At 73.1% G+C, this 26,244-nt stretch carries 24 protein-coding genes; 14 read left to right on the top strand and 10 right to left on the bottom strand.

What is annotated here, in order from left to right:
- Positions 1-2: 2 nt before the first annotated feature.
- Positions 3-1,019, bottom strand: coding sequence for a carbon-nitrogen hydrolase family protein (locus ACLE50_RS17380; RefSeq protein WP_410944616.1), 1,017 nt, complete (start codon positions 1,017-1,019; stop codon positions 3-5).
- 233 nt (positions 1,020-1,252) lie between these two features.
- Here ACLE50_RS17380 and ACLE50_RS17375 point away from each other — a divergent pair, with 233 nt between their 5' ends.
- Positions 1,253-2,155: an AraC-like ligand-binding domain-containing protein gene (locus ACLE50_RS17375; RefSeq protein ID WP_410944615.1), complete on the top strand. Its 903-nt coding sequence runs from the start codon at positions 1,253-1,255 to the stop codon at positions 2,153-2,155.
- 13 nt (positions 2,156-2,168) lie between these two features.
- Here the strand turns inward: ACLE50_RS17375 and ACLE50_RS17370 are convergent, their stop codons facing one another.
- Positions 2,169-3,149: an ABC transporter substrate-binding protein gene (locus ACLE50_RS17370; protein ID WP_410944614.1), complete on the bottom strand. Its 981-nt coding sequence runs from the start codon at positions 3,147-3,149 to the stop codon at positions 2,169-2,171.
- Between the two features lie 113 nt (positions 3,150-3,262).
- Positions 3,263-3,895 carry a MerR family DNA-binding transcriptional regulator gene (locus tag ACLE50_RS17365; protein ID WP_410944613.1) on the bottom strand — a complete coding sequence of 211 codons (633 nt, stop codon included), beginning with the start codon at positions 3,893-3,895 and terminating at the stop codon, positions 3,263-3,265.
- Positions 3,896-3,945: 50 nt separating this feature from the next.
- Here ACLE50_RS17365 and ACLE50_RS17360 point away from each other — a divergent pair, with 50 nt between their 5' ends.
- The gene (locus ACLE50_RS17360; protein ID WP_410944612.1) at positions 3,946-4,983 is read left to right on the top strand and encodes a methyltransferase; all 1,038 of its coding nucleotides are present in this window, start codon (positions 3,946-3,948) and stop codon (positions 4,981-4,983) included.
- On the opposite strand, the gene ACLE50_RS17355 is transcribed toward ACLE50_RS17360, so the two are convergent.
- A complete protein-coding gene (locus ACLE50_RS17355; RefSeq protein WP_410944611.1) occupies positions 4,950-5,618 on the bottom strand; it encodes a TetR/AcrR family transcriptional regulator in 669 nt (222 codons plus the stop codon). The genes ACLE50_RS17360 and ACLE50_RS17355 overlap by 34 nt on opposite strands.
- Positions 5,619-5,674: 56 nt before the next feature.
- Between ACLE50_RS17355 and ACLE50_RS17350 the strand changes: the two genes are divergently transcribed.
- On the top strand, positions 5,675-7,432 hold the full coding sequence (locus ACLE50_RS17350) for an ABC transporter ATP-binding protein (protein ID WP_410944610.1): 1,758 nt from the start codon (positions 5,675-5,677) through the stop codon (positions 7,430-7,432).
- Positions 7,429-9,222 carry an ABC transporter ATP-binding protein gene (locus ACLE50_RS17345; RefSeq protein WP_410944609.1) on the top strand — a complete coding sequence of 598 codons (1,794 nt, stop codon included), beginning with the start codon at positions 7,429-7,431 and terminating at the stop codon, positions 9,220-9,222. The genes ACLE50_RS17350 and ACLE50_RS17345 overlap by 4 nt, the downstream gene beginning before the upstream one ends.
- A gap of 51 nt (positions 9,223-9,273) precedes the next feature.
- Here ACLE50_RS17345 and ACLE50_RS17340 read toward each other — a convergent pair whose 3' ends face one another.
- Entirely contained in the window at positions 9,274-9,480 is a 207-nt protein-coding gene (locus ACLE50_RS17340; RefSeq protein WP_410944608.1) for a hypothetical protein, read from the bottom strand.
- 106 nt (positions 9,481-9,586) lie between these two features.
- On the opposite strand from ACLE50_RS17340, the gene ACLE50_RS17335 reads away from it, so the two are divergent.
- The 4 genes from ACLE50_RS17335 (at position 9,587) to ACLE50_RS17320 (ending at position 14,848) form a co-directional block, all read left to right on the top strand.
- On the top strand, positions 9,587-10,942 hold the full coding sequence (locus ACLE50_RS17335; RefSeq protein WP_410944607.1) for a PucR family transcriptional regulator: 1,356 nt from the start codon (positions 9,587-9,589) through the stop codon (positions 10,940-10,942).
- A 193-nt stretch (positions 10,943-11,135) separates the two neighbouring features.
- On the top strand, positions 11,136-12,488 hold the full coding sequence (locus ACLE50_RS17330) for an MFS transporter (RefSeq protein ID WP_410944606.1): 1,353 nt from the start codon (positions 11,136-11,138) through the stop codon (positions 12,486-12,488).
- A 41-nt stretch (positions 12,489-12,529) separates the two neighbouring features.
- The gene (locus ACLE50_RS17325) at positions 12,530-13,921 is read left to right on the top strand and encodes a flavin monoamine oxidase family protein (protein WP_410944605.1); all 1,392 of its coding nucleotides are present in this window, start codon (positions 12,530-12,532) and stop codon (positions 13,919-13,921) included.
- 30 nt (positions 13,922-13,951) lie between these two features.
- A complete protein-coding gene (locus ACLE50_RS17320; protein WP_410944604.1) occupies positions 13,952-14,848 on the top strand; it encodes a dihydrodipicolinate synthase family protein in 897 nt (298 codons plus the stop codon).
- A gap of 92 nt (positions 14,849-14,940) precedes the next feature.
- Here the strand turns inward: ACLE50_RS17320 and ACLE50_RS17315 are convergent, their stop codons facing one another.
- The 4 genes from ACLE50_RS17315 to ACLE50_RS17300 all read right to left on the bottom strand — a co-directional run bounded on the left by ACLE50_RS17315 (position 14,941) and on the right by ACLE50_RS17300 (position 18,236).
- Positions 14,941-15,762 carry an ABC transporter permease gene (locus ACLE50_RS17315; RefSeq protein WP_410944603.1) on the bottom strand — a complete coding sequence of 274 codons (822 nt, stop codon included), beginning with the start codon at positions 15,760-15,762 and terminating at the stop codon, positions 14,941-14,943.
- Positions 15,759-16,718, bottom strand: coding sequence for an ATP-binding cassette domain-containing protein (locus ACLE50_RS17310; protein WP_410944730.1), 960 nt, complete (start codon positions 16,716-16,718; stop codon positions 15,759-15,761). Before ACLE50_RS17310 ends, ACLE50_RS17315 begins: the two co-directional genes overlap by 4 nt.
- A 98-nt stretch (positions 16,719-16,816) precedes the next feature.
- Positions 16,817-17,659, bottom strand: coding sequence for a DUF4097 family beta strand repeat-containing protein (locus ACLE50_RS17305; RefSeq protein WP_410944602.1), 843 nt, complete (start codon positions 17,657-17,659; stop codon positions 16,817-16,819).
- A gap of 85 nt (positions 17,660-17,744) precedes the next feature.
- A complete protein-coding gene (locus ACLE50_RS17300; protein ID WP_410944601.1) occupies positions 17,745-18,236 on the bottom strand; it encodes a hypothetical protein in 492 nt (163 codons plus the stop codon).
- A gap of 432 nt (positions 18,237-18,668) precedes the next feature.
- Here ACLE50_RS17300 and menD point away from each other — a divergent pair, with 432 nt between their 5' ends.
- The 6 genes from menD to ACLE50_RS17270 all read left to right on the top strand — a co-directional run bounded on the left by menD (position 18,669) and on the right by ACLE50_RS17270 (position 25,269).
- Positions 18,669-20,456, top strand: a complete 1,788-nt coding sequence (gene menD, locus ACLE50_RS17295) for a 2-succinyl-5-enolpyruvyl-6-hydroxy-3-cyclohexene-1-carboxylic-acid synthase (protein ID WP_410944600.1) — start codon at positions 18,669-18,671, stop codon at positions 20,454-20,456.
- The gene (locus ACLE50_RS17290) at positions 20,453-21,214 is read left to right on the top strand and encodes a maleate cis-trans isomerase family protein (RefSeq protein ID WP_410944599.1); all 762 of its coding nucleotides are present in this window, start codon (positions 20,453-20,455) and stop codon (positions 21,212-21,214) included. Before menD ends, ACLE50_RS17290 begins: the two co-directional genes overlap by 4 nt.
- Positions 21,215-21,441: 227 nt before the next feature.
- Positions 21,442-22,551, top strand: coding sequence for an FAD-dependent monooxygenase (locus ACLE50_RS17285; protein ID WP_410944598.1), 1,110 nt, complete (start codon positions 21,442-21,444; stop codon positions 22,549-22,551).
- Positions 22,552-22,561: 10 nt separating this feature from the next.
- A complete protein-coding gene (locus ACLE50_RS17280; protein ID WP_410944597.1) occupies positions 22,562-23,173 on the top strand; it encodes a TetR/AcrR family transcriptional regulator in 612 nt (203 codons plus the stop codon).
- A gap of 249 nt (positions 23,174-23,422) precedes the next feature.
- Positions 23,423-24,469, top strand: a complete 1,047-nt coding sequence (locus ACLE50_RS17275; protein WP_410944596.1) for a leucyl aminopeptidase — start codon at positions 23,423-23,425, stop codon at positions 24,467-24,469.
- Positions 24,470-24,495: 26 nt separating this feature from the next.
- Entirely contained in the window at positions 24,496-25,269 is a 774-nt protein-coding gene (locus ACLE50_RS17270) for a maleate cis-trans isomerase family protein (protein ID WP_410944595.1), read from the top strand.
- 51 nt (positions 25,270-25,320) lie between these two features.
- Here ACLE50_RS17270 and ACLE50_RS17265 read toward each other — a convergent pair whose 3' ends face one another.
- Complete coding sequence (locus ACLE50_RS17265; RefSeq protein WP_410944594.1) at positions 25,321-26,235, bottom strand: alpha/beta fold hydrolase; 915 nt, start codon at positions 26,233-26,235, stop codon at positions 25,321-25,323.
- Positions 26,236-26,244: the final 9 nt, after the last annotated feature.

Below are 26,244 nucleotides of genomic sequence, written 5' to 3'. Positions count from 1 at the left end.
GCTCAGCCCGGGAACACCTGGGCGAGGTCGTCGTCGGCGGGCTGCTCGGCGCCCGGGGACAGCGGGCGGTCGACGACCTTGGCCTTGCGGGAGTTGTCGAAGTGGAGCCGGAAGACGTCCGGGCGGGAGTAGTGCCCGACCGGGTCCGCAGCGTTCTTCGCGGCGAGGATCGCCGAGTAGTCGATGTCGGCGAACAGCAGGCCCTCGACGGTCGGCGCCAGCGGCTCGGCGAGCTCGCGGCCGTCCGGGCCGAAGATCCGCGCGTGCCCGCCGCCGACGGCGAGGAACTGCTTCTTCTGCTCGGTGTCGGCGACCAGCGCCTGCCCGGCCTCGCCGACGATCGCGCACGGCGACAGCACGAATGTCTGGCCCTCGACGGCGTACTGCCGCGCGGCGCCGGTGTTGACCTCCGGGCCGAGCGCGTAGACCGCGCCCTCGAAGATCGAGAAGCTCGGCCAGGCGGCGACGTGCAGCTGCTCGCCCTGGGAGAACATCGCGTACTTGGCCAGCGGCTGCAGGTGCTCCCAGCAGTTCAGGGCGCCGAAGCGGCCGAACTCGGTGTCGATGACCTGGATGTCGGAGCCGTCGCCCTCGCCGAACAGCGTCCGCTCGACGTGGGTGGGCTTGAGCTTGCGCCGCACGGTGCGGGTGACGCCGTCGGCGCCGATGAAGGCCTGGGCGATGTAGAGCGAGCCGTGGTCGCGCTCGCTGAACCCGAGGGAGATCGCGATTCCCAGCTCGCGGGCGGCCTTCTCGATCCGGCCCCAGAGCGGGCTGCCGACCTCGAGCGAGTTCTGCGCGTAGGGCAGCGTGAACTGGGACTGCCAGGCGACCGAGTCGAGCCAGAGGAACCACGGGTAGCCCGGGATCCAGACCTCCGGGAACGCGATGATGTCCGCGCCGCCCTCGGCCGCCTCGCGTGCCAGGGCGATCGTCTTCTCGACGCCTGCCTCGACGTCGTTCCAGGCCGGCTCCGCCTGCACCACCGCTGCACGGAACTGCGTCGTGTAGTCGCTCACCGTTGCCTCCTCCGAACCGGACCGGGGCCGGGCGCCCCGGGAGTGCGGTCGAAACTAGGAGCGGAGTTCGCGGTGCGGCCCGGCGATTCCTGCACCGCAGCCGGAGATCCGTGCAGGATGCGCCCGTCGATCCGGCGCTTTCTGCACGTGCAACACGATCCGCGGCCGCGGAAACACAAGGGAAACGGCGCACCGCTGGTGGGGGACGGGGCCGGTTCGTAGACTGGACCGCGATGACCCCGGTCACAGTGCGGTCGGTGTCGGAGTGGGCGGACGCGTGCAGCGCGGCGTTCGTGCCCCTCGCGGTGGAGGCGACGGCGCCCCGCTTCGCCGCGAAACTCGACCAGACCGAACTCGCAGCAGGCGTCTCGGTGACGCGCGTGGCCAGCGACGGATCGGTCGTCTCCCGGGGCTCCGGCACGATCACCCGCGAGCCGCGCGAGGACCTGCTGCTGTCGCTGCACCGGGTCGGCCGCGGCCGGGTCGAGCAGCACGGACGGGCCGCCGACCTGCGGGCCGGTCAGGCCGCCGCCTACGACGCGTCGGTGCCCTACTCGCTGCGCTTCCCCGGCCGGATGGCCGAGCTGGTGCTGCAGGTGCCGCGCCGCGTGCTGGGCCGCAACGGGCACGCCTTCGACGACCTCACCGCGCGCGTGCTGCCGGACTCACCGAGCCTCACCGCCCTGACCCACCTGATGACGACGCTCGGCGCCGACGGCGACCGCCCGCGCGACCCGGCGGAGAACGACCTGCTGGCCGACGCGGCGGTCACCCTGCTGCGCGGAGCGCTGCTGCCGGTCGGCCGCCCGGCCACCTCCCGGATCGACACCCGAGCCCTCGACGCGGCCATGCGCGCCTACGTCGACCACCACCTCGCCGACCCGGATCTGACCGTGGACAAGCTGGCCGCCGAGCACCACGTGTCGGTCCGGCTGGTGCACAAGATCTTCGCCGACACCGGGGAGTCGCCCGCGGCCTACGTGCGGCGCAAGCGGCTCGGGCACGCCCGCGCGCTGCTGCGGGACGGCGCCACCGTGACCGCGGTGGCGCGGCAGGCGGGGTTCTCCGATCCGGACACCTTCACCCGGGCGTTCAAGCGGGAGTACGGGCTGCCGCCGTCGGCGTTGCGTTCCTAGACCCCTCTGCAGTTCAGCGGCGGATCCCGAGCAACGCCGAGGCGAGCGCGTCCGCCGCGTACGGGACCGACAGTGAGCTGAGCAGGTAGGTCGCGCGGGTGGCGGCCGGGTCCAGCCGGGTGACGCGTCCCTGGCGCACGGCGGGGAGCCGGGCGAAGGTGGGCGTGGCGAGGAGCTGCGCGGTCGTCGTGCCGAAGTCCTGCACGACGACGGCGTCCACATCGGAGAACCGGCTGAGCTCTTCGTCGGAGATCTGCCGGGTCCCGGGTGCCGCGCCCGGGTCGACGGGCGTCAGGCCCAGCGCGCGGAGCAGGACGCCGCCGCCTGCCTGGCCGTCGTCGACGCTGTCCACCCGGATGCCGCCGCCGTAGTGCCCGAGAACCGCGACGCGGGTGCCCGCCATCGCCGCGAGCCGATCACGCGCTGCCGCCAGTCCGGTCTCGGCGCCATCGATCGCCGCGGTCGCCTGTGCCTCGCGTCCGGTGGCCCGCCCGACGACCGCGGTGCCGCGCCGCCAGTCGCCGTCACGCAGCTCGACGGTGACGGTGGGTGCGATCGCCTGGAGCGGCCGGAGCTTGTCCCCGATCAGCCCCGCCGCGGCGACGATGAGGTCGGGTCGCTGGGCGGCGATCTTCTCGAGGCCGACCTCGGCGACCGAGCCCTCCAGGCGTACCGATCGGCTCGCCCCCTGCGCCCACGGCGTCAGGTCCGGCACCAGCCAGGGGGAGTGGCCGAAGGCGACGGGGACGACGCCGACGGCGAGCACCGCGTCGAGGTCGTCGTAGTCGAGCGCGCTGACCACCCGAGTCGGCGCGGCCGGTATGTCGGTGACCCCCGAGGCGTTCTGCACCGAGCGCGGGAAGCCCGGAGTGGTCCGCTCGGCGGACCGCCCGCCCGCCGGAGCACATCCGGTGAGTACCCCTGCGGCCGCGGCACCGGCGAGCAGGGAACGGCGGGAGACCGAATCCTGGAGTGACTGAACGGCAGTCAGCATGGGGCGAGCACACCACCCCGGTCGCGGAGGGCGCAAGGGCCGACCCGGCGCAGGCACTGTCCTACGCCACTCCGTGGCGGTGTCGATCTACGCCACTCCGTGGCGGTGTCGATCTACGTCACTCCGTGGCGGCGCCGGTACGCCCGCTGACGGCACGCGGCGGAGCAGTACGAGGCCCGGCGGCCGGTGCTGCGCGCCGTCAGGGCGGTGCCGCACTGCAGACAGCCGCGACGGCGCTCGTCGTGACGAAACCCTGCAGATCCGTCACGGGCGGCACCGGCTGGCGCGGCTGCGGCCGACCGTGCCGCGACGAGCGGATCCCGTTCCGGGAACCGGCCACGCGGGGTGTCCCGGGCGAGCAGGTCGTCGAGGAACGGGCAGTCGGCGGCGGGGTCGTCGTCGACGCACTGCAGCAGATGGCGCAGGTGCTCCCGGGCGGTGTCGAGCCGGGCGATCTCGGCGTCCAGCCGGCGGAGCTCGCCGCGGACCTCGCCCTGCCAGGCGGCATGCGTCGTCCCCGCGGACACGACCGCGGCGGTACGGGTGAGCGTCATGTCGCCGCTGATGCGACACAGATGCGCCAGGCCGATCCGGCGCAGCTCGCGGCGGTCGTAGCGCCGCCGCCCGCCGGTGCGCGGGGCGGCCGGGAGCACACCGTGGCGTTCCCACCAGCGCAGCGTGGACGGGGCGAGACCGAACAGTGCGGCGGCGGCACCGATCGCAACGGTGTGGTCGTCGGTTGACATCACGTCGTCTCCAACCGGGATGGTGAGCCGACTCTAGGAGAGGAGCCGTCGTGGCGGAGGAGAACGCCGGGCAACTGGACGTCGGGCTGCTGGAACTGGCCGACGCGTATGCGGCGCCGTTCCTGCTCCGCGCCGCCCTGCGGCTCGGGCTGGCCGAGCGGATCGGTGAGCGGACCGTGACCGCCGAGAGCCTCGCCGACGAGGCCGGCTGGCACGCCCCCACGGTGCTGCGGACCCTGCGCGCGCTCGCCGCCCTGGACGTACTGGCCGAAGGGGAGCCCGGCAGGTTCCGGCTGACCGCACGCGGTCACCGGCTACGCCCGAACGTCCCGGACTCGATGTACGCGTTCCTCGCCGTCTCGCTGGACGACCCCATGTGGAACGCCTGGCCGGCCCTGGACCACTCCGTCCGGACCGGGCAGTCGGCGTTCGAGCACGTCCACGGCAGCGACTACATGACCGCGGTCGGCTGGACGGACGGGTCGGTGACCCGTGAGCAGGTCGACCGGCTGATGATCGACGAGACCGCGAGCGTCACGCCGTACGTGCTCGCGGCGGTCGACCTGGCCCGCTTCTCGACGGTGGTCGACATCGGCGGTGGGAGCGGCCCGCTGATCGCGGCCGTCCTCGCCGTCCACTCCGGAATGCGCGGTGTCCTCCTCGACCGTGCCGACGGCGCGGCGCACGCCCCCGATGTGCTGGCCCGGGCAGGCGTCGAGAACCGGTGCGAGATCAGGATCGGGGACTTCCTCGACTCCGTGCCACCCGCCGACCTCTACGTCTGCAAGTCCGTGCTGTTCAACTACGCCGCCGACGCCGCGGTCGCGCGCCTGCTCGCCAACGTCCGCGAGGCGATCGCCGCGGACGGCAGGCTGCTGCTGGTCGAGCAGATGCTGCCCACCACGGTGGACGGCTCGGTGCCTGCCCGGCTCTACCTCGACGACATCAACTCGGTCGTGAGTCTCGGCGGCCGGTGGCGCACCGAGCCCGAGTACCGCTCCCTGCTCACCGCAGCCGGCTTCTCGATGGTGGTGCACCCGCTGCCGCTGCTCGGTTACTCGGTCATCGAGGCCGCACCGGCCGGCTGAGGAGCGGACGCGGCGTCCGGCAGGCCCACCGCCCGGCGGAACAGCGTCCGCGTCGCGGTGTGCATCCGCTCCGTGGCGATGTCGTCGGAGCGGTGCCACAGCCGGTCGAACATCCGGTGCAGCGCGCTGCACAGCAGCGTCGCGGTCAGCTCGACGTCGTCGACGGTGAACAGCCCGGTGGATCGGCCGTGCTCGATCACGTCGGCGAGGCTGTCGGTGAGGTCGCGGCGGTCGTCCTCGGAGTCCGGATGCGGCGTCGCCAGCACCGGGTGGTGGAACAGCACGTCGTGCAGGGCGACGTCGTCGGGGTAGTGGGTGAACGCGGCGTCGAGCCACGCGTCGAGCCGGGCCGCGGGATCGTCGCCCGCAGCCTCGGCGACGGTGTCGGCACGCTCGACCATGCGGGTCTCGAAATCCTGCTGCAGCCCGGCGAGCAGGTGCTCCTTGGACTCGAAGTGCAGGTAGAAGCTGCCCTTCGCGATGCCCGCGGCGCGGGTGATCTGGTCGAGCGTCGCCGCGGCGACACCCTTCTCCAGGAACACCTCGAGTCCGGCGTCGAGCAGCTCCCGGCGCCGCTGCGGTGCGGGCTTGGTGCGGGGTGCGCGGCCGGTGGTGGTGGCGTCGCCTCGGGTCACCCGGTCACGATAACCGCTCTTGAAATGACTGACCGACAGTCAGTACCGTGCGGCGCATGGAGACGGTGAGCGGCGGGCGCAATCCCGTACTGGCGTTGTCGGAGGGGGTGCGGGGCTGGATCGCGGCGGTGACCGTCGTCCGGCTCGCGGTCCTGGCCTGCTATCTCGCGCAGGGGTTCCTGCTCGCGGGGCTGCTGGCCGGAGTGGTGCACGGCAGCGAGGTCGGCGCCCTGGCCGGGCCGGTGCTCGGGCTCGCCGGAGTCGTCGTGCTGCGCGCGGTGCTGTTGTGGCTGGCCGACGTGCTCGCGGCGCGCACGGGTGCGGCGACGACGCTGCGGGTGCGCAGGCGCGCGTTCGACCGGCTGGCGCAGCTCGGCCCGGTGCACCTGACCGGAGCCCGCACCGGAGCGTTGCGGGAGTCGCTGGTCGAGGGCGCCGAGGCATTGGAGGGCTACCTCGGTGGTTACCTGCCCTCGCTGATCGCCGCCCTCGCGGCACCGGTCGCGGTCGTCGCCCTGCTCGCCCCGCGCGACGGGGTGCTGGCCCTGCTCGTCGCGGTCGTCACCGTGCTCACCCTTGTGCTGCCGCCGCTGTGGACCCGCCCGCTCAAGAAGCGTGGCTCCGAGCGGATGGACGCCTATCTCGGGCTGGGCGCGGAGTTCCTGGACACGCTGCAGGGCATCGTCACGCTGAAGAGCGTCGACGCCGCCCGGCGCCGCCGGAACGAGCTGGCCGATACCTCCGACCGGCTCGTCCGCCGGTGGAACCGCGAGATGGCGATCGCGCTCGTTCCCGGCGGGATCTACGCGGCCGGGATCGTCGGCGGCGTCGTGCTCGTCGGTCTGGTGGCGGCCTTCCGGGTCGCCGGGGGCGTGCTGCCGGTCGGGACCGCGTTCGTGGCGCTGTTCCTGACCCGGGAGGCGCTGCGCCCGATCGGCGTCCTGGCCGGCGCGTTCCACACCAGCTACGCCGCCACCGACGCCGCCCGCCGCATCCAGGACCTCCTCGACACCACGCCGCCGACCCGTCCCACCACCGGGTACGGCGCGCTCCCCACCGCCGACGGCGCGCTGCCGGTCGCCCTCGACGACGTCACCTTCGGCTACGACCCGCAGCGGCCGGTGCTGCGCGAGGTGTCCCTGCAGGTCCCGGCCGGTGAGACGTGTGCACTGGTCGGGCCGTCCGGTGCCGGGAAGAGCACGGTCGCGTCGCTGCTGCTGCGCTTCGCCGACCCGCAGGCCGGTGCGGTGCGGATCGGCGGGACCGACCTGGCGTCGGTGCCGCGCGGGGCCGTCCCGACCGCGCTGGTCGCGCAGGACACCTACCTGTTCGGCGACACCGTGCGGGCCAACCTGCGTCTCGCCCGGCCGGACGCCTCCGACGCGGAGCTGGAGCGGGCCGCCCGTGCCGCCGCCGTCCACGACGACCTCGTCGCCCTGCCCGAGGGCTACGACACCGTGCTCGGCGAACGCGGCGCCGGGCTCTCCGGCGGGCAACGCCAACGACTCTCGCTGGCCCGCGCACTGCTCGCCGACGCACCGGTGCTGGTCCTCGACGAGGCCACCGCCTCGGTCGACGCGGTCACCGAGGCCGCGATCGTCCACGCACTCGACGCCGACCGGGGCAACCGCACCGTCGTGGTCATCGCGCACCGGCTGTCCACCGTGCGGCGGGCGGACCGGATCGCCGTGCTCGACGACGGTGCCGTCGTCGAGACCGGCACGCACGACGAGCTGGTCGCCGCCGGCGGCCGCTACGCCGCACTGATCGCCGCACAGGACGGGAACCGGGACGAGGAGGTGGCGGCGCGATGACGACGACCGCCGAACGTGTGGAGGCTCCGCGACCGCCCGAGGCGGAGCGCGGGGGAGGCGGCGACGGTCTGCTCGCCGTGCTGCGCCGGCTGCGGTCGGGGCGTGCGGCGCTGGTCGTCGCGGTCGTCGGCGGTGTCGCCGAGGCGGTGGGCGCGGTCGTCTCCGCAGGCACCGTCGGCTGGACGGTCGGCGCCGCGGCGTCCGGAGCACCGTCGTCGGCGCTGGTCACGGGCGCGGTGTGGGCGGTCGTCGCGGTCGTCGTCGCGGCGGTGGGGACCTGGGCGCTCGGCCAGTTCGGGCACGCCTTCGCCTTCCGGGCCCAGGCCGACCTGCGGCTGCAGCTGTTCGACGCCCTGGAACGCAGCGCGCCCGGCAGCCTGCAGGGGCGCCGCAGCGGCGACCTCGCGACCACCGTGCTGAACGACGTCGACGCCCTGGAGGGCTTCTTCGCCCACCTCGGTGTCGGCGCGCTCGTGGCCGGGGCCACCGGATTGGCGTCTGCGGTCGCGCTGACCGTGATCAGCCCGTGGGTCGCGCTGATCGCCGTCGTCGGGATGCTGCTCGCCGGGCTCGTCCCCGAGCTGCTCGCCCGCCGCGGCGCCCGCCGCTCCGACGCGCTGTCCACAGCGGTCGGTGAGGTCAACGCCGACGTCGTCGACGGGGTGCAGGGCATGCGCGAGCTCGTCGTCCACGGCGCCACCGACGCCTGGTGGGGAAGGATCGCGCGCGGCAGCGACACGGTGCGCCGGCTGCGGCTGGCGCACGCCCGCGCCGTCGGGACGCAGAGCGGGGTGACCGACGCGCTGTCCGCGGGCACCGCGGTCGCCGTGCTGGTCGTGGCCCTCGGCCTCGCCGGTGCGGGCACGATCACGCTGCCCGCCGCGGCGGTCGCGGTCACCGTGGTCATGGCGGCGATGGGCCCGGTGACCGCCGCGGTGGGGATGGCGTCGATGCTCGCGCCGCTGCGCGCGAGTGCGCGCCGGGTGCTGGAGCTGCTCGACCAGCCCGAGGCCGTCCCGGACACCGCCACCGAGCCGGTGCCGGTCGCTCGCCCCACCGTCCGGTTCGACGACGTCTGGTTCGGCTACCGGCCCGGGCGCCCGGTACTGCAGGGGCTCGACCTGGAGATCCCCGCGGGCGTCACCGTCGCGGTCGCCGGGCGCTCCGGCGCGGGCAAGTCGACGGCCGCGCACCTGCTGCTGCGGCTGCACGACCCCGACGCGGGGCGGATCACGATCGACGGTCAGGACCTGCGGGACATGCCGTTGAGCCAGCTGCGCCGGTTGGTCGGGCTCGTGCCGCAGGACGTGCAGCTCTTCGCCGGGACCGTCGCCGACAACCTGCGGCTGGCCGCCCCGGACGCGTCCGACCTGGACCTGGAGATCGCCGCCCGCGACGCGGGCGCGCACGCGTTCGTCAGTGCGCTGCCGCAGGGCTACGACACCCCGGTCGGCGAACGCGGGGCGCTGCTCTCCGGCGGGCAGCGGCAACGGCTGACCATCGCGCGGGCACTGCTCACCGGAGCGCCGATCCTGGTGCTCGACGAGTCGTCGTCGAACCTGGACTCGGAGAACGAGCAGCGGATCCTGCACGCGCTGCGGGAGGCGCGACCGGACGCGACGACGCTGGTCATCGCGCACCGGCTCTCGACCCTGCGCTCCGCCGATCTCGTGGCGGTGCTGGAGCAGGGGCGGGTGGCCGAGTTCGGGCCGCCCGCGGTGCTGGCCGGTCGTGACGGCGCCTACGCCCGGCTCGTCGCCCACCAGCACCGCGACGACGCCGGAGGCTGACACCCGCGTGGGGCGGCACCGGTGCCGCCCCACGCGGGTCGTGCACGTCGCTCAGTCGGCCAGCTTGGCGATCGCCTGCGCCCAGAGGAAGTACTTGTTCGTCCCCAGGTCGCGCACCGTCTTGATGTTGAACGCCTCCTTGAGGTGCTCGGCGTCGCTGTCCGAGACACCCTGCAGGGAGGCGACCGGCGCGTCGGCCAGCTCGGCGATGTCCTTGTCCTCGTAAGCCTTGTCGACCTTGCTCGCGATGTCGCCCACGATGATCCTCTCGTCGGTCGCGGCCGGGTGGCCGCGGGGGAACGCGTACGTGGCCCACCCTGGTCAGTCACCGGCGACGGAGCGTGATCCGGCGCGGGACCGATCGGTGAACGGTTGCGCAACGCAAGGGAGCGGGCGAGCGGCCTGTCCAGGGCTCGCCGTCCGTGGCCCGCCGGCGGCACAATCGCCGCACGGCGCACGCGACCCGGCGTTCCGGCCTGCGGAGGACATCCTGAGCTACGACGACGGCATCGCCACCGACGGCCTGCAGCAGGTCGTCGACAACCTGGCCCAGCGGCTCGGCCGCTCGGTCGCCGTCGACGACCCGCAGGGCCGGATGGTCACCGTCAGCAGGCACTTCGGCGACGAGGACCCGCTGCGGGTCTACGCGGTGCTGCAGCGCGAGTCCGACGAGCGGGTCATGGCGCACTTCCGTGCCCACCGGATCTACGACTGGACCGAGCCGGGCCGGGTCCCGGCGGCCCCGGAGATCGACTTCAAGGCCCGGGTCTGCTGCCCGGTCCGGGCCCGCGGGCTCCTGTTCGGACATCTGTTCCTGATCGACCAGGACGTCGACGGCTGGGAGGTCGACGCCGCCGCGGCGGCCGCCACCGAGGTCGGCGGGCTGATGTACCGGCGGGTGATCCTGCACGAGCGGGCGCAGGCCCGCGCCGAGGAACTGGCCCGTGACCTGATCGCCGGCACCGCCCGCACCCGGGAGGCCGCGGCGCTCGCGGCCGTCGAGGAACGGCAGGTCGTGGCGGCCGAACCGGTCGTGGCCCTCGTCGTCGCCCCGGACGGGGAGCCCGGGCCGGAGAGCGAGGCCGCGTTGCGGACCGCGGCCGAGCACGCTGTCCGCGACCACGCGCCCGGCCGGATCCTGGCCACGGTGGACGGTCGCCGCGCGACGCTGCTGCTGTTCGGTGGCGCCGCGACCACCGGTACCGCCCGCGGGACCGCGACCCGGATGCTCGCCGGTCTCGACCGGTCGACCCGCGCCGTGACCGGGATCGGGGCGTCCGCGACCGGCGCCGACGCCGCGTACCGCTCCCACGACGGGGCCCGCCTCGCCGCGCACGCCGCGGCGTTGCTGCCGGACCTCGGCGACGTCGTCGCCGAGGCCGAGCTGGGCGTGCTCGGCGTCCTGCTCCGGCTGCCGCGGGCCGCGCGCACCGCCGAGCGGCTGCCCGACGGGCTGCGCCGGCTGCTGGCCCAGGACAACGGCGACGTCCTGGTGGGCACGCTGGAGACCTATCTGGACTGCTGCGGCGACGCGACCCGCACCGCGACGACGCTGCGTGTGCACCGCTCGACGCTCTACTACCGGCTCGGCCGGATCGAGGCGCTCGGCGAGGTGTCCCTGCACGACGGCGCCGACCGGCTCGCGCTGCACCTCGGCGTCAAGCTGCACCGGGTGCTGGAGGCCTACCGGTCGCGGCCGGACCTGCTGACCGACCCCTGACATCCGCAGCGGAACCGCCGCATCCGCCCAGTTCACAGCGCTGGTTCCGACACTGTGTCGGAACGCCGGGGCGTCGATTCGTGACGCTGTCGGAAGTGCCGCCGTGCCCGGTCACGTCATCGTTCCTCCCCGCACCGCAAGGACGCGGGGCCTGCGGCTCGGCCGCGGCACGACGACCACGTGGGGAGCGCCCATGCCACGGAACGTGCTCGAAGACGCACCACTGTCCGGCTTCCACAAGCGCCTGGCGCTGTTCTCCTCCGGCGGCCCCTTCCTCGACGGCTACGTCCTGTCGATCATCGGGGTCGCGCTGGTGCAGGCGTCCCCGGCGCTGGGGCTCTCGGCGTCGGAGGAGGGCCTCGTCGGTGCCGCCGCACTCGTCGGGATCTTCCTCGGCGCGTTCGCGGGTGGCTGGCTGACCGACCGCTTCGGCAGGCACCTGCTGTTCACCATCGACCTGGTCGCGATCATCGCGTTCTCGGTGGCGCAGTTCTTCGTCACCGACGCCGTCTGGCTGATCGTGCTGCGGCTGCTCGTCGGGATGGCGGTCGGTGCCGACTACCCGATCGCGACGTCGCTGCTGGCCGAGTTCTCACCGCGCCGCCACCGAGGCCCGCTGCTCGGTGCGTTCGTCACCATGTGGTTCGTCGGCGCCGCGGCCGCCTACCTGGTCGGGGAGCTCCTGCTGGCCTACGACGACGGCTGGCGCTGGATGCTGGCCAGCGCCGCGCTGCCCGGGCTGCTGATCGTCGTCTGCCGGATCGGTACCCCGGAGTCCCCACGCTGGCTGCTGAGCAAGGGCCGCGTCGACGAGGCCGCCGCCGTCATGCGGAAGGTGTTCGGACCCGACGCCGGCGTCGAGGACATCGAGCCCGACCCCGAGGGCACCGTCGGCCTGCGCCGCCTGGTCCGCTCCGGCTACGCCGGGCGCCTGGTGTTCGTCACGCTGTTCTGGACCTGCTCGGTCGTCCCGCTGTTCGCGATCTACGCGTTCGGCCCCAAGATCCTCGGTGCGCTGAACCTGAGCGACGGCGCCGACACCGTCGGCTCCGCGGTCATCACGGTGATGTTCCTGGTCGGCTGCGCGGTGTCGTTGCTGCTGGTCAACCGGATGGGACGGCGCTCGCTGCTGCTGCACAGCTTCCTCTGGGCGGGCCTGGCGATGCTCGGGCTGGGCCTGTTCCCGGAGGCCCCGGTCGGCGTCGTCATGGGACTCTTCGTCGCCTACGCGGTGTTCATCGGCGGCTCGCAGATCCTGCAGTGGATCTATCCGAACGAGCTGTTCCCGACCGAGATCCGGGGCTCGGCGGTCGGGCTGTGCTCCTCGCTGTCGCGGATCGGCGCGGCCGTGGGCACCTACCTGGTCCCGCTCTCGCTCTCCGGGCTCGGCATCGGAACCACGATGGTGATCGGCGCCGCGGTCACCCTCGGAGGGCTCGCCGTCTCCTGGTTCATGGCCCCCGAGACCGCACACCTCGGACTCTCCGAAGCCGCCGCCCTCGACACCCCCTCCGCCGCCCCGGCCGCCACGCCGGTCCGGCGCTGACCGTGCTGCCCCGGACTGCTGACCTCGACGAGGAGAACCTGATGAGAGACGTCATCATCGTGGGCGGCGGGCTCGCCGGGCTGTCCGCCGCGTGGCGGCTGCGGCACACCGACGCGCTGCTGCTGGAGGCCGACGACCGCGTCGGCGGCCGCGTCCACTCCGAACGGCGCGGCGCGCACTGGCTCAACTGGGGCGGCCACGTCTACGCCGGCGGCGACTCCGCGACGTCGTGGCTGCTGGACAGCACCGGCGTCGACTCCGCCGAGGTCCCCGGCTCGCTGTCCGGGCTGTCGATGAACGGCAGGCTCCTGACCCGCGGCCGGGTGGAGACCTACCCGCTGCGCGTCCCGATGTCCTGGAACGACCGGCTGCACATGGCCCGCGCGGGGATCAAGGTCCGCGCCGCGGTCGCCCGCTACGCGAAGGTGCTGAAGCGCCGCCCCGGCGAGGACGACGCCGGCCGCCAGCAGCGGATCTACGACTTCATGAACGACCGCTCGTTCGCCGACTTCGTGGGAGAGCTGCCGCCGGACGCGAAGGCGCTGTTCGAGCCGACGGTGACCCGGTCGTCGGCGAACCTCGACCAGATCGCCGCCGGAGCCGGGATCGGCTACTTCAGCCTCGTGTGGAACATCGGCGGCGGGCTCAACCGCAACATCCTCGGCGGGCCGTCCACGCTCACCGAGTCGATCGCCGCCGCACTCGGTGATCGGGTGCAGCTCGGCGCGGCGGTGCACGAGGTCGTGCAGCGCGACGGCTCGGTCGTGGTCCGCTACCACCAGGACGGGCGCGACCACGAGGTGCAGGCCCGCGCCGTGGTGCTGGCGACCCAGGCCCATGTCACGCACCGGATCGCCGTCGACCTCGACCGGGACCTGCGGGAGGCCCTGTCGCGCATCGAGTACGGCCCGTTCGTCAGCGCCGCGTTCCTCACCGGCGAGACCACGCCGCGGCGCTGGGACGACTCGTACGCGATCGCCACACCGAAGCGGTCGTTCAGCGTCGTGCTGAACATGTCCAACGTGGTCCACGGCTACGGCTCCGAGCGGATCCCGGGCAGCAGCCTGATGACGTTCTCACCGGCGAACCAGGCCCGTGCCCTGCTCGACCTCGACGACGACGACATCCTGCGCCGCTACACCGAAGACCTGTCCGCCGTCCTGCCCGGCTTCGCCGGGACGCTCACCGAGGCGCACGTGCGGCGCTGGCCGCAGGGATCGCCGTACAGCTTCCCGGGGCGCGGCCTGTTGCAGCCCGCGCTCACCCGCCGCCGGGGCGGGCGCGTGTTCCTCGCCGGCGACTACCTCGGGACGCTCTACACCGAGACCGCCGTGCGCACCGGGCTGACCGCCGCGCAGAACGTGCGGTCGGTGCTGGCCGACACCGCCGCTTCTGCCCCCACCTCGCCCGACGCGCTGACCAGCGCGTTCTGACTCCCGATCACCGGAAGGGAAGGCACCACCGTGTCCGAGCTCAGCGGAATCCTCACCGCCCTGGTCACCCCGTTCGACTCCGACGGCGGGATCGACGAACCCACCCTGCGCGCCGTGGTCGACCGCAGTGTCGACGGCGGGGTCGGCGGCGTCGTCGCCTGCGGGTCGACCGGCGAGTTCGCCGCGATGACGGCGGACGAGCGGCACCGCGTCGTCGAGATCGTCGTCGAGCAGACCGCCGGGCGGGTCCCGGTCGTCGCGCAGACCGGGGGGCTGAGCGCCCGTGAGGCGATCGCGCACTCCCGGCACGCGCAGGACGCCGGTGCGTCGGTGCTCATGCTGGTCACGCCGTTCTACGAGCCGCTCACCATGGACGAGACCCTGCGCTACCTGCGCACGGTCGCGGGCGCCGTCGACATCCCGGTGATGCTCTACAACCTGCCGCCGGCGACCGGGGTGAACCTCGACCCGGACACCGTCGGGCGGCTGGCCCGCGAGGTCGGTCCCATCCGCTACGTCAAGGACACCAGCGGGGACATGGCCCAGCTCGGGCAGCTCATCCGGTATCACGGCGACGTCGTCTCGACCATCGTCGGCTGGGACAGTCTCGCCCTCGCGGCGCTGGCCGACGGCGCCGCCGGGGCCATGTGCGGCAGCGGCAACGTCATCCCGGGCGAGCTCGTCTCGGTGCAGCGGGCGATCGCCGCCGGTGACCTGGACCGGGCCCGCACCGAGTGGGAGCGGATCTACCCGCTGCTCGACACGCTGCTGTCGGTCGGCTTCATCCCGGGGGTCAAGGTGGCGACGACGGCCCGAGGGCTGCCGGTCGGGCTGCCGCGCGAGCCGCTGGCCCCGCTCGACGCGGCCGCCACCGCGCGGATCGAGGAGCTGGTGGCGGCGCTGCCGGAGCCGGTGGTCGCAGGCTGATCCCTCCGCTCGGTATCAGTGATCACCGGTTGCGGAGCGGATCGCACGCTCAGCGCACGCCGAGCTCCACAACCGGTGATCACTCACGGTCCTCAGGCCCGGGAGGCGCGGGTGTCGTAGAGGTGCCGCGCCCAGACGTAGCTCACAACGGTGATCACCACGCACCACCCGGTGGCGAGCAGCACGCTGGTGACCGGCGCCGGGCCGCCGTCGAGCAGGCCGCGCAGCGCGTCGATGACCGGGGTGAACGGCTGGTACTCGGCGAACCAGCGCAGCCCCCACGGCATCGAGTCGGTCGGCACGAACCCGCTCCCGACGAACGGCAGCAGCACCAGGAACATCGGGGTGTTGCTCGCCGACTCGACGGTCCGGGCGAGCAGCCCGAGCGCGACGGTGAACCAGGTCAGCGCCAGAGTGAGCAGAGCAAGGACTCCCAGCACACCGAGCCATCCGCCGGGACCGGCGCCCGGGCGGAAACCCAGCGCCAGCGACACCGCGAACACGACGACGAGCGCCACCGCCGTCTGCACGAACGCCCCGACGACGTGCCCGGTCAGCACGCTGACCCGGGCGATCGCCATCGTCCGGAAGCGGGCCACGATCCCGGTCGTCATGTCGGTGGCGACGCCGATCGCGGTCGCCAGCGCGACGCTCGCGACGGTCATCAGCAGCACCGCCGGGGTGATGTAGGCGAGGTACTGGGCGCGGCCGCCGCCCGGGCCGGCGAGCCCGGCGCCCATCGTCGCGCCGAAGACGTAGACGAACAGCAGCAGGAGCACGATCGGCTGGCCGATCAGCATGATCGTCAGCGACGGGTAGCGGCGCATGTGCAGGATGCGGCGGCGCACCATCGTCAGCGAGTCCGCGACGGGGCGGGGCGCGTCGAGCGTGGCGGTGTCGAGCGTGGCAGTCATGAGAGGACCGGCTTCCTGTCATCGTCGGAGGACCCGGCGCCGTGCCCGGTGAGGGCGAGGAACACGTCGTCGAGGTCGGGGGTGTGAGTGGTGAGCCCGGCCGGGTCGACCCCGGCCGCGTCGAGCCGGTCGAGCACCGAGCGCAGGGCGGCGACGCCGTCCGCGGGCAGCTGCAGCGTCAGCGCGTCCGGGTCGGCGACGGCGCCGGGCAGGGTCCGGCGGGCCAGCGCCAGCGCGGACTCGTCGGGCAGGTTGAGGCGGACGTGCCCGCCCGGGACCAGCGTCTTCAGGTGCGCCGGGCTGCCCTGGGCGACGATCCGGCCGCCGTCGAGAACGGCGACGTCGTCGGCGAGCTGGTCGGCCTCCTCCAGGTACTGGGTGGTGAGGAAGACCGTCACCCCGGCGGCGACGAGGTCGCGCACGCACGCCCACAGGTCGCGGCGGCTGCGCGGGTCGAGACCGGTCGTCGGCTCGTCGAGGAAGATCACCTGCGGCGAGCCGACCAGGGTCATGGCGAGGTCGAGGCGCCGCCGCATGCCGCCGGAGCAGGAGCTCGCGGGCTTCGCCGCGATGCCGGTGAGGTCGAAGCGTTCGAGCAGCTCGCGGGCCCGCTCCCGGGCCTCGGCGCGTGGCAGGTGGTGCAGGTCTGCCATCAGCCGCAGGTTCTCCTCGCCGGTGAGCAGCCCATCGACGGCGGAGAACTGGCCGGTCACGCCGATGGCGGCGCGCACGGCGTCGGGTTCGGTGGCCAGGTCGTGGCCGGCGACGCGGACGCGTCCCGCGTCGGGCCGGAGGAGCGTCGACAGGATCGTGACGACGGTGGTCTTGCCGGCGCCGTTCGGCCCGAGCAGGGCGAACACGGTGCCGGTCGGGACGTGCAGGTCGACGCCGCGCAGGACGTCGTGCGTGCCGTAGGACTTGTGCAGGCCGGTGACGGCGATGGCGTACTCGGGCATGGCGGGTTCGGGCATGACGGGCTCCTGTTTCCGGGCAGGACGGGGCGGCCGGCGGACCCTCGTGGTCCGGCGGCTCTCGAGCAGGGGAGGGGCCGGGGTCAGGCCCGGCGGATCACGATGTCGCCCTCGCGGGACCGGGCGGTGACGGCGACCTTCTCGGTGAAGCCGGTCGGGTCCTCACGGGCCGTGAGCTCGTTGTCGATCCGGGCTCCGGTGTCCAGGTCCAGCCAGGCTGCGGTGGTGGCGGCGATCCCGGCCTCCAGACGGCCGTGTGTGCTGCTCAGCGACACCTCGCCGCGGGTGAGCCGGCCGATCCGGACGCCCCCGTAGGAGGTGCGGGCGCGGACGTCCGCATCGGCGGCGTCGATCTCGATGTCACCGTGCGTGCCGGTGAGGTCGGCGGGGCCGGCGAGCTCGTCGGCGCGGACGAGACCGTGCTTGCTGCGCAGGGTGGCGGTTCCGCCGATCCGGCCGGCACGGACGCCGCCGTGGTCGGCGGTCAGGGTGGCGTCGCCGTCGACGGTGCCGGTGACGGCGATCCGGCCGTAGCCGGCGACGATCCTGGCCTCGGCCGCCTCGCCGATGCGGACGTCGCCGTAGCGGGCGTCGATGTCGCAGGCGCCGAGCGGGCCCTCGGTGGTGACGTCGCCGTAGCCGGTGCGGACGGTGAGCGACGACCCGGCAGGCAGGTCGACCACGACCTCCAGCGACCGGCCGGGTGTCCTCGGCGAGAGCTTCTGCAGCAGGCCGAGCGGCCGGCCGGTGACCCGGAGCTCGTCGCCGGTGAGGTCGACGCGGACGGCGTCGGCCTGCTCGCGGTCGGCGGAGTCGGCACGGACGTCGACGACGGTGTCCGGCCGGTCGGCAGCGACCACGCGCACCGTGCCGATCGGCAGGTCGACGGTCGCGCTGACCGGTCCCGGGGTGTCGAAAGCGGACATGGGGTATCGCCTCCTCGGCGCGAGTGGCGCCGTGAGCTCTGGGCGTTCTGCGGAGTGTCTGCGGTTCGTGCAGTCGCGGGGTGGGTCAGCCGAACCAGCCGACCCGCCGGTTGCCCGGCGGAGCGGACGACGACGGCTGGTCCAGCGCGGCCTGGGCCACCCGGGTCAGCCAGGTGTTGACACTGAGGCCGTCGCGCCCGGCGGCGTCCTCGATGCGGGTCTTGAGGCTCTCCGGGGGCCGGAAGTTGATTCGGGCGACCGGGCCGCCCTCGGACTCCGGCGGTGGCGCCACGGTGGCGCCGCTCGGTGTCGCGTCCGGCGCGGTCGACCCGGTGGGTGCGGGCGCGACCACGAACTCGGGATCGGATCCGCTCAGGCGCAGATGAACCGAGCCGGGGGCGAGGTCGAGGGTGATCTCGTCCGCCGCCGTGGCCAGGGCCTCGAGCAGCACCAGGCGCACGGTGGACTCCAGGGGCGCCACCAGGCGTTCGGCGATGTCGCGGACCTCGTCGCTCGCCACGTCACTGACCGCGGCGAACTGCGCCCGGAGTCGATCCACGTATCCGTCCAACTGCATGACGCCATAGTGGCGCATGATGGCGCCATGCGCAAGGTGTCCGGCGCGGCGTGACATCAGGACGGCGGCGGGACGGGTGCCGCGGGGTCGGAGCCGATCATGAGGTGATCCACGGTTCCCGGAGTCCGATCCGGAGTCCCGTGCCGACCCTTGACAGTCACGTCGCCGTCAATACGCTCACAACTCCCGGAGGCTTTGAGCAATCGGCTCTGGGACTGACGGTCACCGCCGACCCGAGGATGCAGAGCATGAGCGATCAGCGGAGCGCCGCCGAATCCGGCGACCCCTGTCCGAGCCTGCCTTCCGGGCCCGAGTCGCCGTCGGCCGGGCGCTGACCCGACGGTTTCGCCACGGCGACGATCCTCGTACGGATCGTTCTGCCCGGCCCCCGCCCAGTTCCGCTGAGAAAGCCACTCGACGGGTAGGTTTCCAATGACTTCGTCTCTCCTGCAGGCTCGCGTACTGACCGACGAACTCGTGCGAAACGGGCTGCGACATGCGGTCGTGTGCGCCGGGTGGCGGAACGCCCCCTTGAGCGTCGCGCTCCTGGAGGCTGAGCGGGAGAATCGGCTGGAACTGCATGTCCGGCTCGACGAACGGTCGGCCGGGTATCTGGCGATGGGGCTGGCGGCCACCGGGGACGGGCTGACGGCGCTGGCGTGCACATCGGGTACCGCCGTCGCGAACATCTATCCGGCAGTCCTGGAATCCTGTTATTCCGATATCGGGTTCCTCGTCATGACGGCGGACCGGCCACCGGAACTCCAGAACACCGGAAGCAGTCAGACGATCCGGCAATCGGGACTCTTTCAGGGCTCGGCGTCGAGCATGGATGTCCCGGTCGCCGAGAACCGGCCGGGGCAGAACTCGTTGTGGCGCAGCATGGTGTGCCGCGCGGTCGCCCAGGTCGATTCACCGCGCATGGTGCACATGAACGTTCCGCTCAGGGAGCCGCTGCTCGCGGACCGCGAGAAGGACGTCCCGCCCGACTACCGGGGGCGCCCGTCGGGGGAGCCCTGGACCTCGGTCGTGCAGTGGCCCGCCAGGCAGGACGGCGGGCAGGAGTTCCGAGCCGCCCTTCCGAAGCGGACGATCGTCGTGCTGGGGGACGGCCCGGAGCCGCGGATCCGCGCTGCTGCGCGGTACGCGGCGGAGGCCGGATGGCCGGTGGTGGCCGAGCCCGCGGCCGCGCCGATCGCGCTGCGCGAGCACGCGGCGGTGCTCACGGCGGGCGCGTTGCTGTGGGGCAGCGGCGAGCTCCCGACCGGAACCACCGTGGACGCCGGTCACCTCGCCCCGGACGCGATCCTGGCGGTCGGCCGCAACACGCTGACCCCGACGACCCCACCGTCGCTCGACGGCACACCGGTGCACCGCGTCGGCGACCCCGACGGGTGGACGGACCCGGAGCACTCGGCCGTGACGGTCACGGGCCGGCTCCCCGAGGCGCCGCCGAGGGTGGTGGCGGACTCCGAGGCCGACTGGGACTGGTCGGGTGCGTGGCTGTCCCTGGACGCCGACGTCCGGGCGGTGGCCGACCGGTACGTGGACTCCGATGAGTGGCCGACCGGCATGCAGGTCGCACGGGACATGGTGGCCGAGCTCCCCGCCGACTCGATCCTGTTCCTGGGGGCCTCGAACTCCGTCCGCGACACCTACTTCGGGGCGACGCCGCGCAGCGACCTGTACGTCCACTCGAACCGGGGCGTCGCCGGCATCGACGGGAACACCTCGACGGCCGCCGGTCTCGCGCTCGCCAACTCGAGAGACGGCATCGGGCGGCCCTGTTACGCGTTGATGGGGGATCTGACCTTCCTGTACGACGTCAACGGTCTGCTGGTCGGGCCGCACGAGCGCCGGCCGGACCTGACCGTGGTCGTGCTGAACGACGGCGGCGGTGGGAACTTCTCCCTGCTGCCGGACGCGGACGAGTCCGACGCCTCCTTCGAGCGGCTGTTCGGTACGCCGCAGTCGGTCGACCTGGAACAGATCTGTCTCGGGCACGCCGCCGAGTACACGCGGGCCACCGATCGCCGGCACCTCGTCGAGCTCGTGAAGAGCCCGCCGGCCGGCCTCCACGTCATCGAGGTCGTGCTGGAGCGCGATCGGATCCGGGACGCCCACGCGCAGCTGCGGGAAGTCCTGACCGAGGCCGTGCGCGCTCGTACCGACGCCGGCTCGCCTCGCGGCGACGGCATGCCCGAAGGCGATGAGACGTGAGTGTGCTGCCGCAGTGGCTGGCCGGCATCGACGGGCCCACCTACTCCTCGTCCGTCGGGGTGGTCGCGCCGGCGGATTTCGCGCTGAGCGGGGAGCTGGTGCGCTGGCTCCCGGAGGAGATCTCGTGTCATCTGGCCCGGCTGCCGTACTACTCGGATGACGTCGGGCTCGAGTCGGCGACGTTCGTGAGCGACACCAGCCGGATCGAGGCCGCGGCGCGGTCGTTGCACGACTTCGTCCCGGCGGTCACGGCCTACCTGTGCACCCTCGGCAGCTTCTTCGAGGGTCCGGCTCACGAGCGCACGGTGCAGAACGCGATGGCGACCTCCGGCTCGGATCACCTGGTGACCACGGCGGATGCGATAGCGGAAGCCGCCGACGCCGTGCGCGCGGAGCGGCTCGCCGTGGTCGCGCCCTACACCGAAGAGGTCACCGACCGCTTCGTGGCCTATCTCGAGGCCCGGGGGAAGAGCGTCGTCTCGGCCTGCAGCTTCGGGCTGACGCGCCGCATCTGGGCGGTCCAGTACCGGGAGACCGCGGAGAGGATCATCTCCGCCGATCACGCACAGGCCGACGCGATCGTCGTCGCCTGCACGAACCTGTCGACGATCGACGTGCTCCCGTTGCTCGAGGGTGCGATCGGCAAGCCCGTCATCGCGGCGAACCAGGCGACGATGTGGGCCTGTATGCGAACGATGGGGCTGCGCATCGTGCCGGGCACCGTTCTCGGTGACCTGGACCCCGTCGAGAGCGTGTGACCGACGGTTCGTCGAGGCGGAACTGATCGACGGCGATCGCCGTCCCGATCGAGATCGAGCAGGCCGGCGGCCCGTCGTGGCGTGGGCTCGGCATCGCGGGGACGGCGGACACTGCCACCGGGAGGCCTCTAGTGCACCTTGCCGTTGCTTTAGTGCGCTGCTAGCGTCGACTAAAGCAATGGATCGTTGCGCTCAGCGGTCGCAGACCGCCAGACGGAGGAGTGGACATGCGGATCCTGGTCAGCGGAGCGGGTATCGCCGGGCTCGCCGCCGGCATCGACCTGGCACGTGCCGGGCACGACGTCGAGGTCGTCGAGCGGGCGGCTCACCTGCGCACCAACGGCTCCCCGATCGACGTGCGGGGTGCGGCCCTCGGCGTGGCCCGGGACATGGGCATTCTCGACGCGGTGCACGCGCACGAGATCACGATGACCGAGCGGACGAGGTTCGTCGACGCCTCCGGCGCGGCCGTGGCGCCGCTGGTGGGGTCGGAGATCGACGAGTCCTCCGATGACGTCGAGATCCCCCGCGAGGACCTCACGAACATCCTGCGGCAGGCCCTGCCCGAACAGGTGGAGCTGCGCTTCGAGGAGTCGATCACCGCCCTGGACGACGACGGCGACCGCGTCGCGGTCACGTTCGCCTCCGGCCGCGCGGCGGTCTACGACCTCGTCGTCGGCGCCGACGGGGCGCACTCCACGGTGCGCCGCCTGGTCTTCGGCCCGGAGCAGCAGTTCACCGAGCACCTCGGGGTGTACGTCGCGATCGGTGACGCCCCCGACCAGGCGACCCCCGGTGAGCGCACCACCGAGATCCTCAACGTGCCGGGGCTGATGGCCGGCGTCGCCCACTACCACGACCGCACGCTGGGCATGTTCGAGTTCCGCTCCGGCCCGATCGACTACGACCACCACGACCTGGACGCCCAGAAGCGCATCCTGGCCGAGGTGTTCGACGGCGTCGAGGACTGGAAGATCCCCGCGCTGCTGCGCACCGCCCGGGCCGACCCCGACCTGTACTTCGACGCGATCGCGCAGATCCACATGCCGGTCTGGCACCGCGGCCGCGTCGTGCTGATCGGCGACGCCGCGCACTGCGCCACCCCGATGGCCGGTCGCGGTGCCTCACTGGCCCTGCTCGGCGCCTGGTACCTCACCGAGGAGCTCGGCAGGCACGACGACCTCACCACGGCGTTCGAGGCCTACGAGCGGCGCCAGCGTCCGCACGCGGCGGCGGCGCAGGAGTTCGCACTCGGTGGCGCCGACCTCATGGTGCCCGCGACCTGGGCGGACATCGAGGCCCGCAACGCCCGGCTGCGTGCGGCGCAGCCGCTGTAGGGTGCCGTCCGTGGCCGACGACGGACCGACCCGGGAACCGTCCCGCCGACCCGGCGGGCGCACCGCCCGGGTGCGGCAGCGGATCCTGGAGGCCGCGGCCGAGCTGATCGCCCGCGACGGGTTCGCCGGCCTGCGCTACGACGAGGTCGCCGATCTCGCCGGGGTCAACAAGACCAGCGTCTATCGCAACTGGCCCGACCGCACCGCGCTCGTCGCCGACGCGCTGGTCGCCTTCAGCGCCGACGCGGCGCCGCTGCACGACTCCGGCGACATCGACGCCGACCTCGCCGACTTCCTCGAGGCCGTCGCCGCCTCGCTGGGCAGCCCGCAGGGGCGTGCCCTGCTCGCCGTCGTCGGATCGGCCCGGGACAACCCGGCGCTGCAGGCCGTCGTCGACGACGTGCTCGCCCGCCGTCAGGAGACACTGCACGCGCGGGTGGAGGCGGCCGTCGCGAGCGGGGAGCTGCCGGTGGTGGACCCGCACTTCCTCGGCGAGATGCTGAGCGGTCCGGTGCACCTGCTGGTCAGCCGGGGCGGACGCGAGTTCACCCGGGCCGACGCCGAACGGGTCACTGCGATCGTGCTCGCCGGGGTGCGGGCCACGGCAGGCGCCAGGCAGTAGGGCTTCTCGCATCGTGAAACTCTGAAGTCGTTGGCTCGCCTGGCCGATGAAGCACCCTCGCCGGGCGGGGAAGTGGCCGCTTGAGCCGGCCCGGCCGGTGATGCGGCAGGTTCTCGTCCGGATGCCTCCGGCGGAGGGCTGTGCTCGCTCTCCCCGCCGGCGGTCGTCCGCGGGGAGTGGCCGATGATGCACCCGGAGCCTTGCGTGCTCGGATAGTACGTGCTCGGATGGTATCTGGAGGTGGTCGACATGGACCAGAATCTGTTCAACGACATCTGCCGACAGCAGCTGGAGCTGTCCGGGGTGCACGAGGGTGAGACCGTGGCGGTGCTGACCCGCGGTGCCGAGCGCGCCGAGTACGCCGATGCCTTCCTGTGGGCGGCCCAGCAGCTGGGCGCGGCGACGTTCCACCTGCGCCTGCCGTCGCCGGCCGACGCGTCGGGGGCGTGGGCGGTCGGCGACTCCGGGCTCGGGTCGATCCCGCTGGCGGTGGAGGCGCTCAAGTCGGTCGACATGCTGGTCGACTGCACGTTCCTGCTGTTCAGCCCCGAGCAGTTCGCGATCCAGGACGCGGGTACTCGCATCCTGACCGCGGTCGAGCCCCCGGAGCTGCTGGCCCGGCTGATGCCCACCCGCGAGCTGCGCGAGCGGGTCGAGATCGGTGCCGAGCTGCTCGCGAAGGCCTCCACGATGCGGATCACCAGCCCCGCCGGCACGGATGTGACCTACCGCCTCGGGGTGTATCCGACGTTGTCGGAGTACGGCTACACCGATACCCCCGGGCGCTGGGACCACTGGCCGGCGGCGTTCGTGTTCACCGGCGGGGCCGACGACGGTGTGGACGGGCAGATCGTGCTCTCCGCGGGCGACGTGCTGTTGCCGTTCAACACCTACGTCCGGTCCCCGGTGACCCTGACGATCGAGCAGGGCTTCATCCGGGACATCCGCGGCACCGACGGACGGTCGAGCCTGGATGCCGACCTGCTGTCCTCCTACATCCGCAGCTTCGACGACCCGCGCGGCTACGGCATGTCGCACGTCGGCTGGGGGCTCGACGAGCGCGCGCACTGGCACGGCCTGACGCAGTTCCCCGGCGGGATGGGCATGGAGCTGCGTAGCTTCTACGGCAACGTGATGTTCTCGATCGGCCCGAACAACGAGCTCGGCGGTCCGAACGACACGCCGTGTCACTTTGACATCCCGATGCGGGGCAACTCCCTGTTCCTCGACGACGAGCTGATCGTCGACAAGGGCGAGCTGACCGTGCCGGAGATGCGTCCGGCGTCGTCGCGGTGAGCGCCGGCGGTGACCATCACATCGGGATGGTCGTACCGAGTTCGAACCTGACGATGGAGACCGAGCTGCCCCGCATGCTCGCCGCCCGCGAGCGGGAGCTTCCGGAGGACCGGTTCGTGTTCCATGCGGCCCGTGCCCGGATGCAGCATGTGACCCCGGAGCAGCTGCAGGCCATGAACGCGCAGGCCACGAGGGCTGCGAGCGAGCTCGCCGACGCTCGTCCGGACGTCGTTGCGACGGCGTGCCTGGTGGCGATCATGGCGCAGGGGCCGGGCTTCCACTGCACCGCAGAGGACGACATCACCCGGGCGCTGCGCGAGGGCGGTGCACAGGCCCCGGTGGTGTCCTCGGCCGGAGCGCTGTTGTCGGGGATCGCGGCACTGGGCGCCCGGCGGGTCGCGATCGTGACCCCGTACATGAAGCCACTCACGGCGGCCGTCGTCGCGTACCTGACCGATGCCGGGATCGAGGTCGTCGACGCGCTGTCGCTCGAGGTTCCCGACAATCTGGCCGTGGCCCGTCTCGACCCGGCTGATCTGCGGGAGCACCACCGCAGGCTCGACCTGTCGGGAGCGGACGCACTGGTGCTGTCGGCGTGTGTGCAGATGCCGTCGCTGCCTGCGATCGAAGCGGTGCAGGACGACGTCGGTATGCCGGTGCTGTCCGCGGCCACCGCGACCACCTTCCGCATCCTGTCCGAGCTGGGGCTCGCGACGCGGGTGCCGGGAGCGGGACACCTGCTCAGCGGTGCGGTCACCGATCCGGGGCCGGTCACCCGGATGCCGGTTCACGCGGCCTGAAACCGACGACGGTGGGGCCGGTCGACGACCGGCCCCACCGTCGTCGTGCGGTCAGCTCAGCAGCGTGGTCAGTGCCTGCCTGGCCACGCCCAGACCGATGGCGGGCTGGTCCCAGAAGACCATGTGTCCCGCGTCGGGTACATCGACGATCTGCGCGTCGGGACGGGCTCGTGCTGCCTCCGCCGCGTCCGCAGCGGTGACGACGGGGCTGTCCCCGCCGCGGAGCAGGACGGTCGGGGAGGGTACGCCGGGCCACGTCGCGAAGAAGTCCTCGGACTCGAAGCCGGCGTGGGTGGCGACGATCGCGGTGCGCGAGCAGGACCCCAGCCACCGGGCCCGCAGGGACTGCTCGCGGCGCGGCCACAGCGGCCAGGACGCGGCGACCTCATCGGCGTCGGTGCCGCGCCGAGCCTGGTCGAGTTGACCGAGGAACGCCGCGAGCGGAGTCGGGTAGGGGCCGCGTCCGGGGCCGCTCATGGGCGGATCGACCAGCACCGTGCCGCGAAGAGGATGAGTCCCGCGGGCAGCGGCGACGGCGGCGATTCTCGCCCCCATGGAGTGTCCGAACAGGATCGGGCGGTCGAGGTCGAGGCCTGCTGTCACGGCGTCGACGTCGTCGGCGTAGGCGCCGAGGTCGTAGCCGCGCAGCGGGCCGGCGGCGTCCGTCGGGGCGTTGTCGGACAGCCCGCGCCCGCGCACGTCGAGGACGAGCGGCCGTACGAGGTCGGTGAGCCGGCGGGCGAGGAAGTCCATGGTGATCGCGGGGCTGGTGATGCCGGGCAGGATCAGCACGGGTACGGCATCGGCGGGGCCGTAGTCGAGCAGGTGCAGGTGCCCGGAGGGGGTCCGTACCCAGCGGCTGGTGACTCCGCGAGCGGACAGCTCGGCCAGGTCGGCGAGTGCGGGCTGGGTCAGCAGCCGGGCGGTCGCGTGCTCCACCTCGACGGTCGGGACGGTGCTGGTCACGGGCGGTCT

This window comes from Pseudonocardia phyllosphaerae (genome assembly GCF_046546475.1).
Taxonomy (GTDB): Bacteria; Actinomycetota; Actinomycetes; order Mycobacteriales; family Pseudonocardiaceae; genus Pseudonocardia; species Pseudonocardia phyllosphaerae.
The sequence above is the reverse complement of the archived record's forward strand: the minus strand, read 5'-3'. Positions and strand labels throughout refer to the sequence as shown.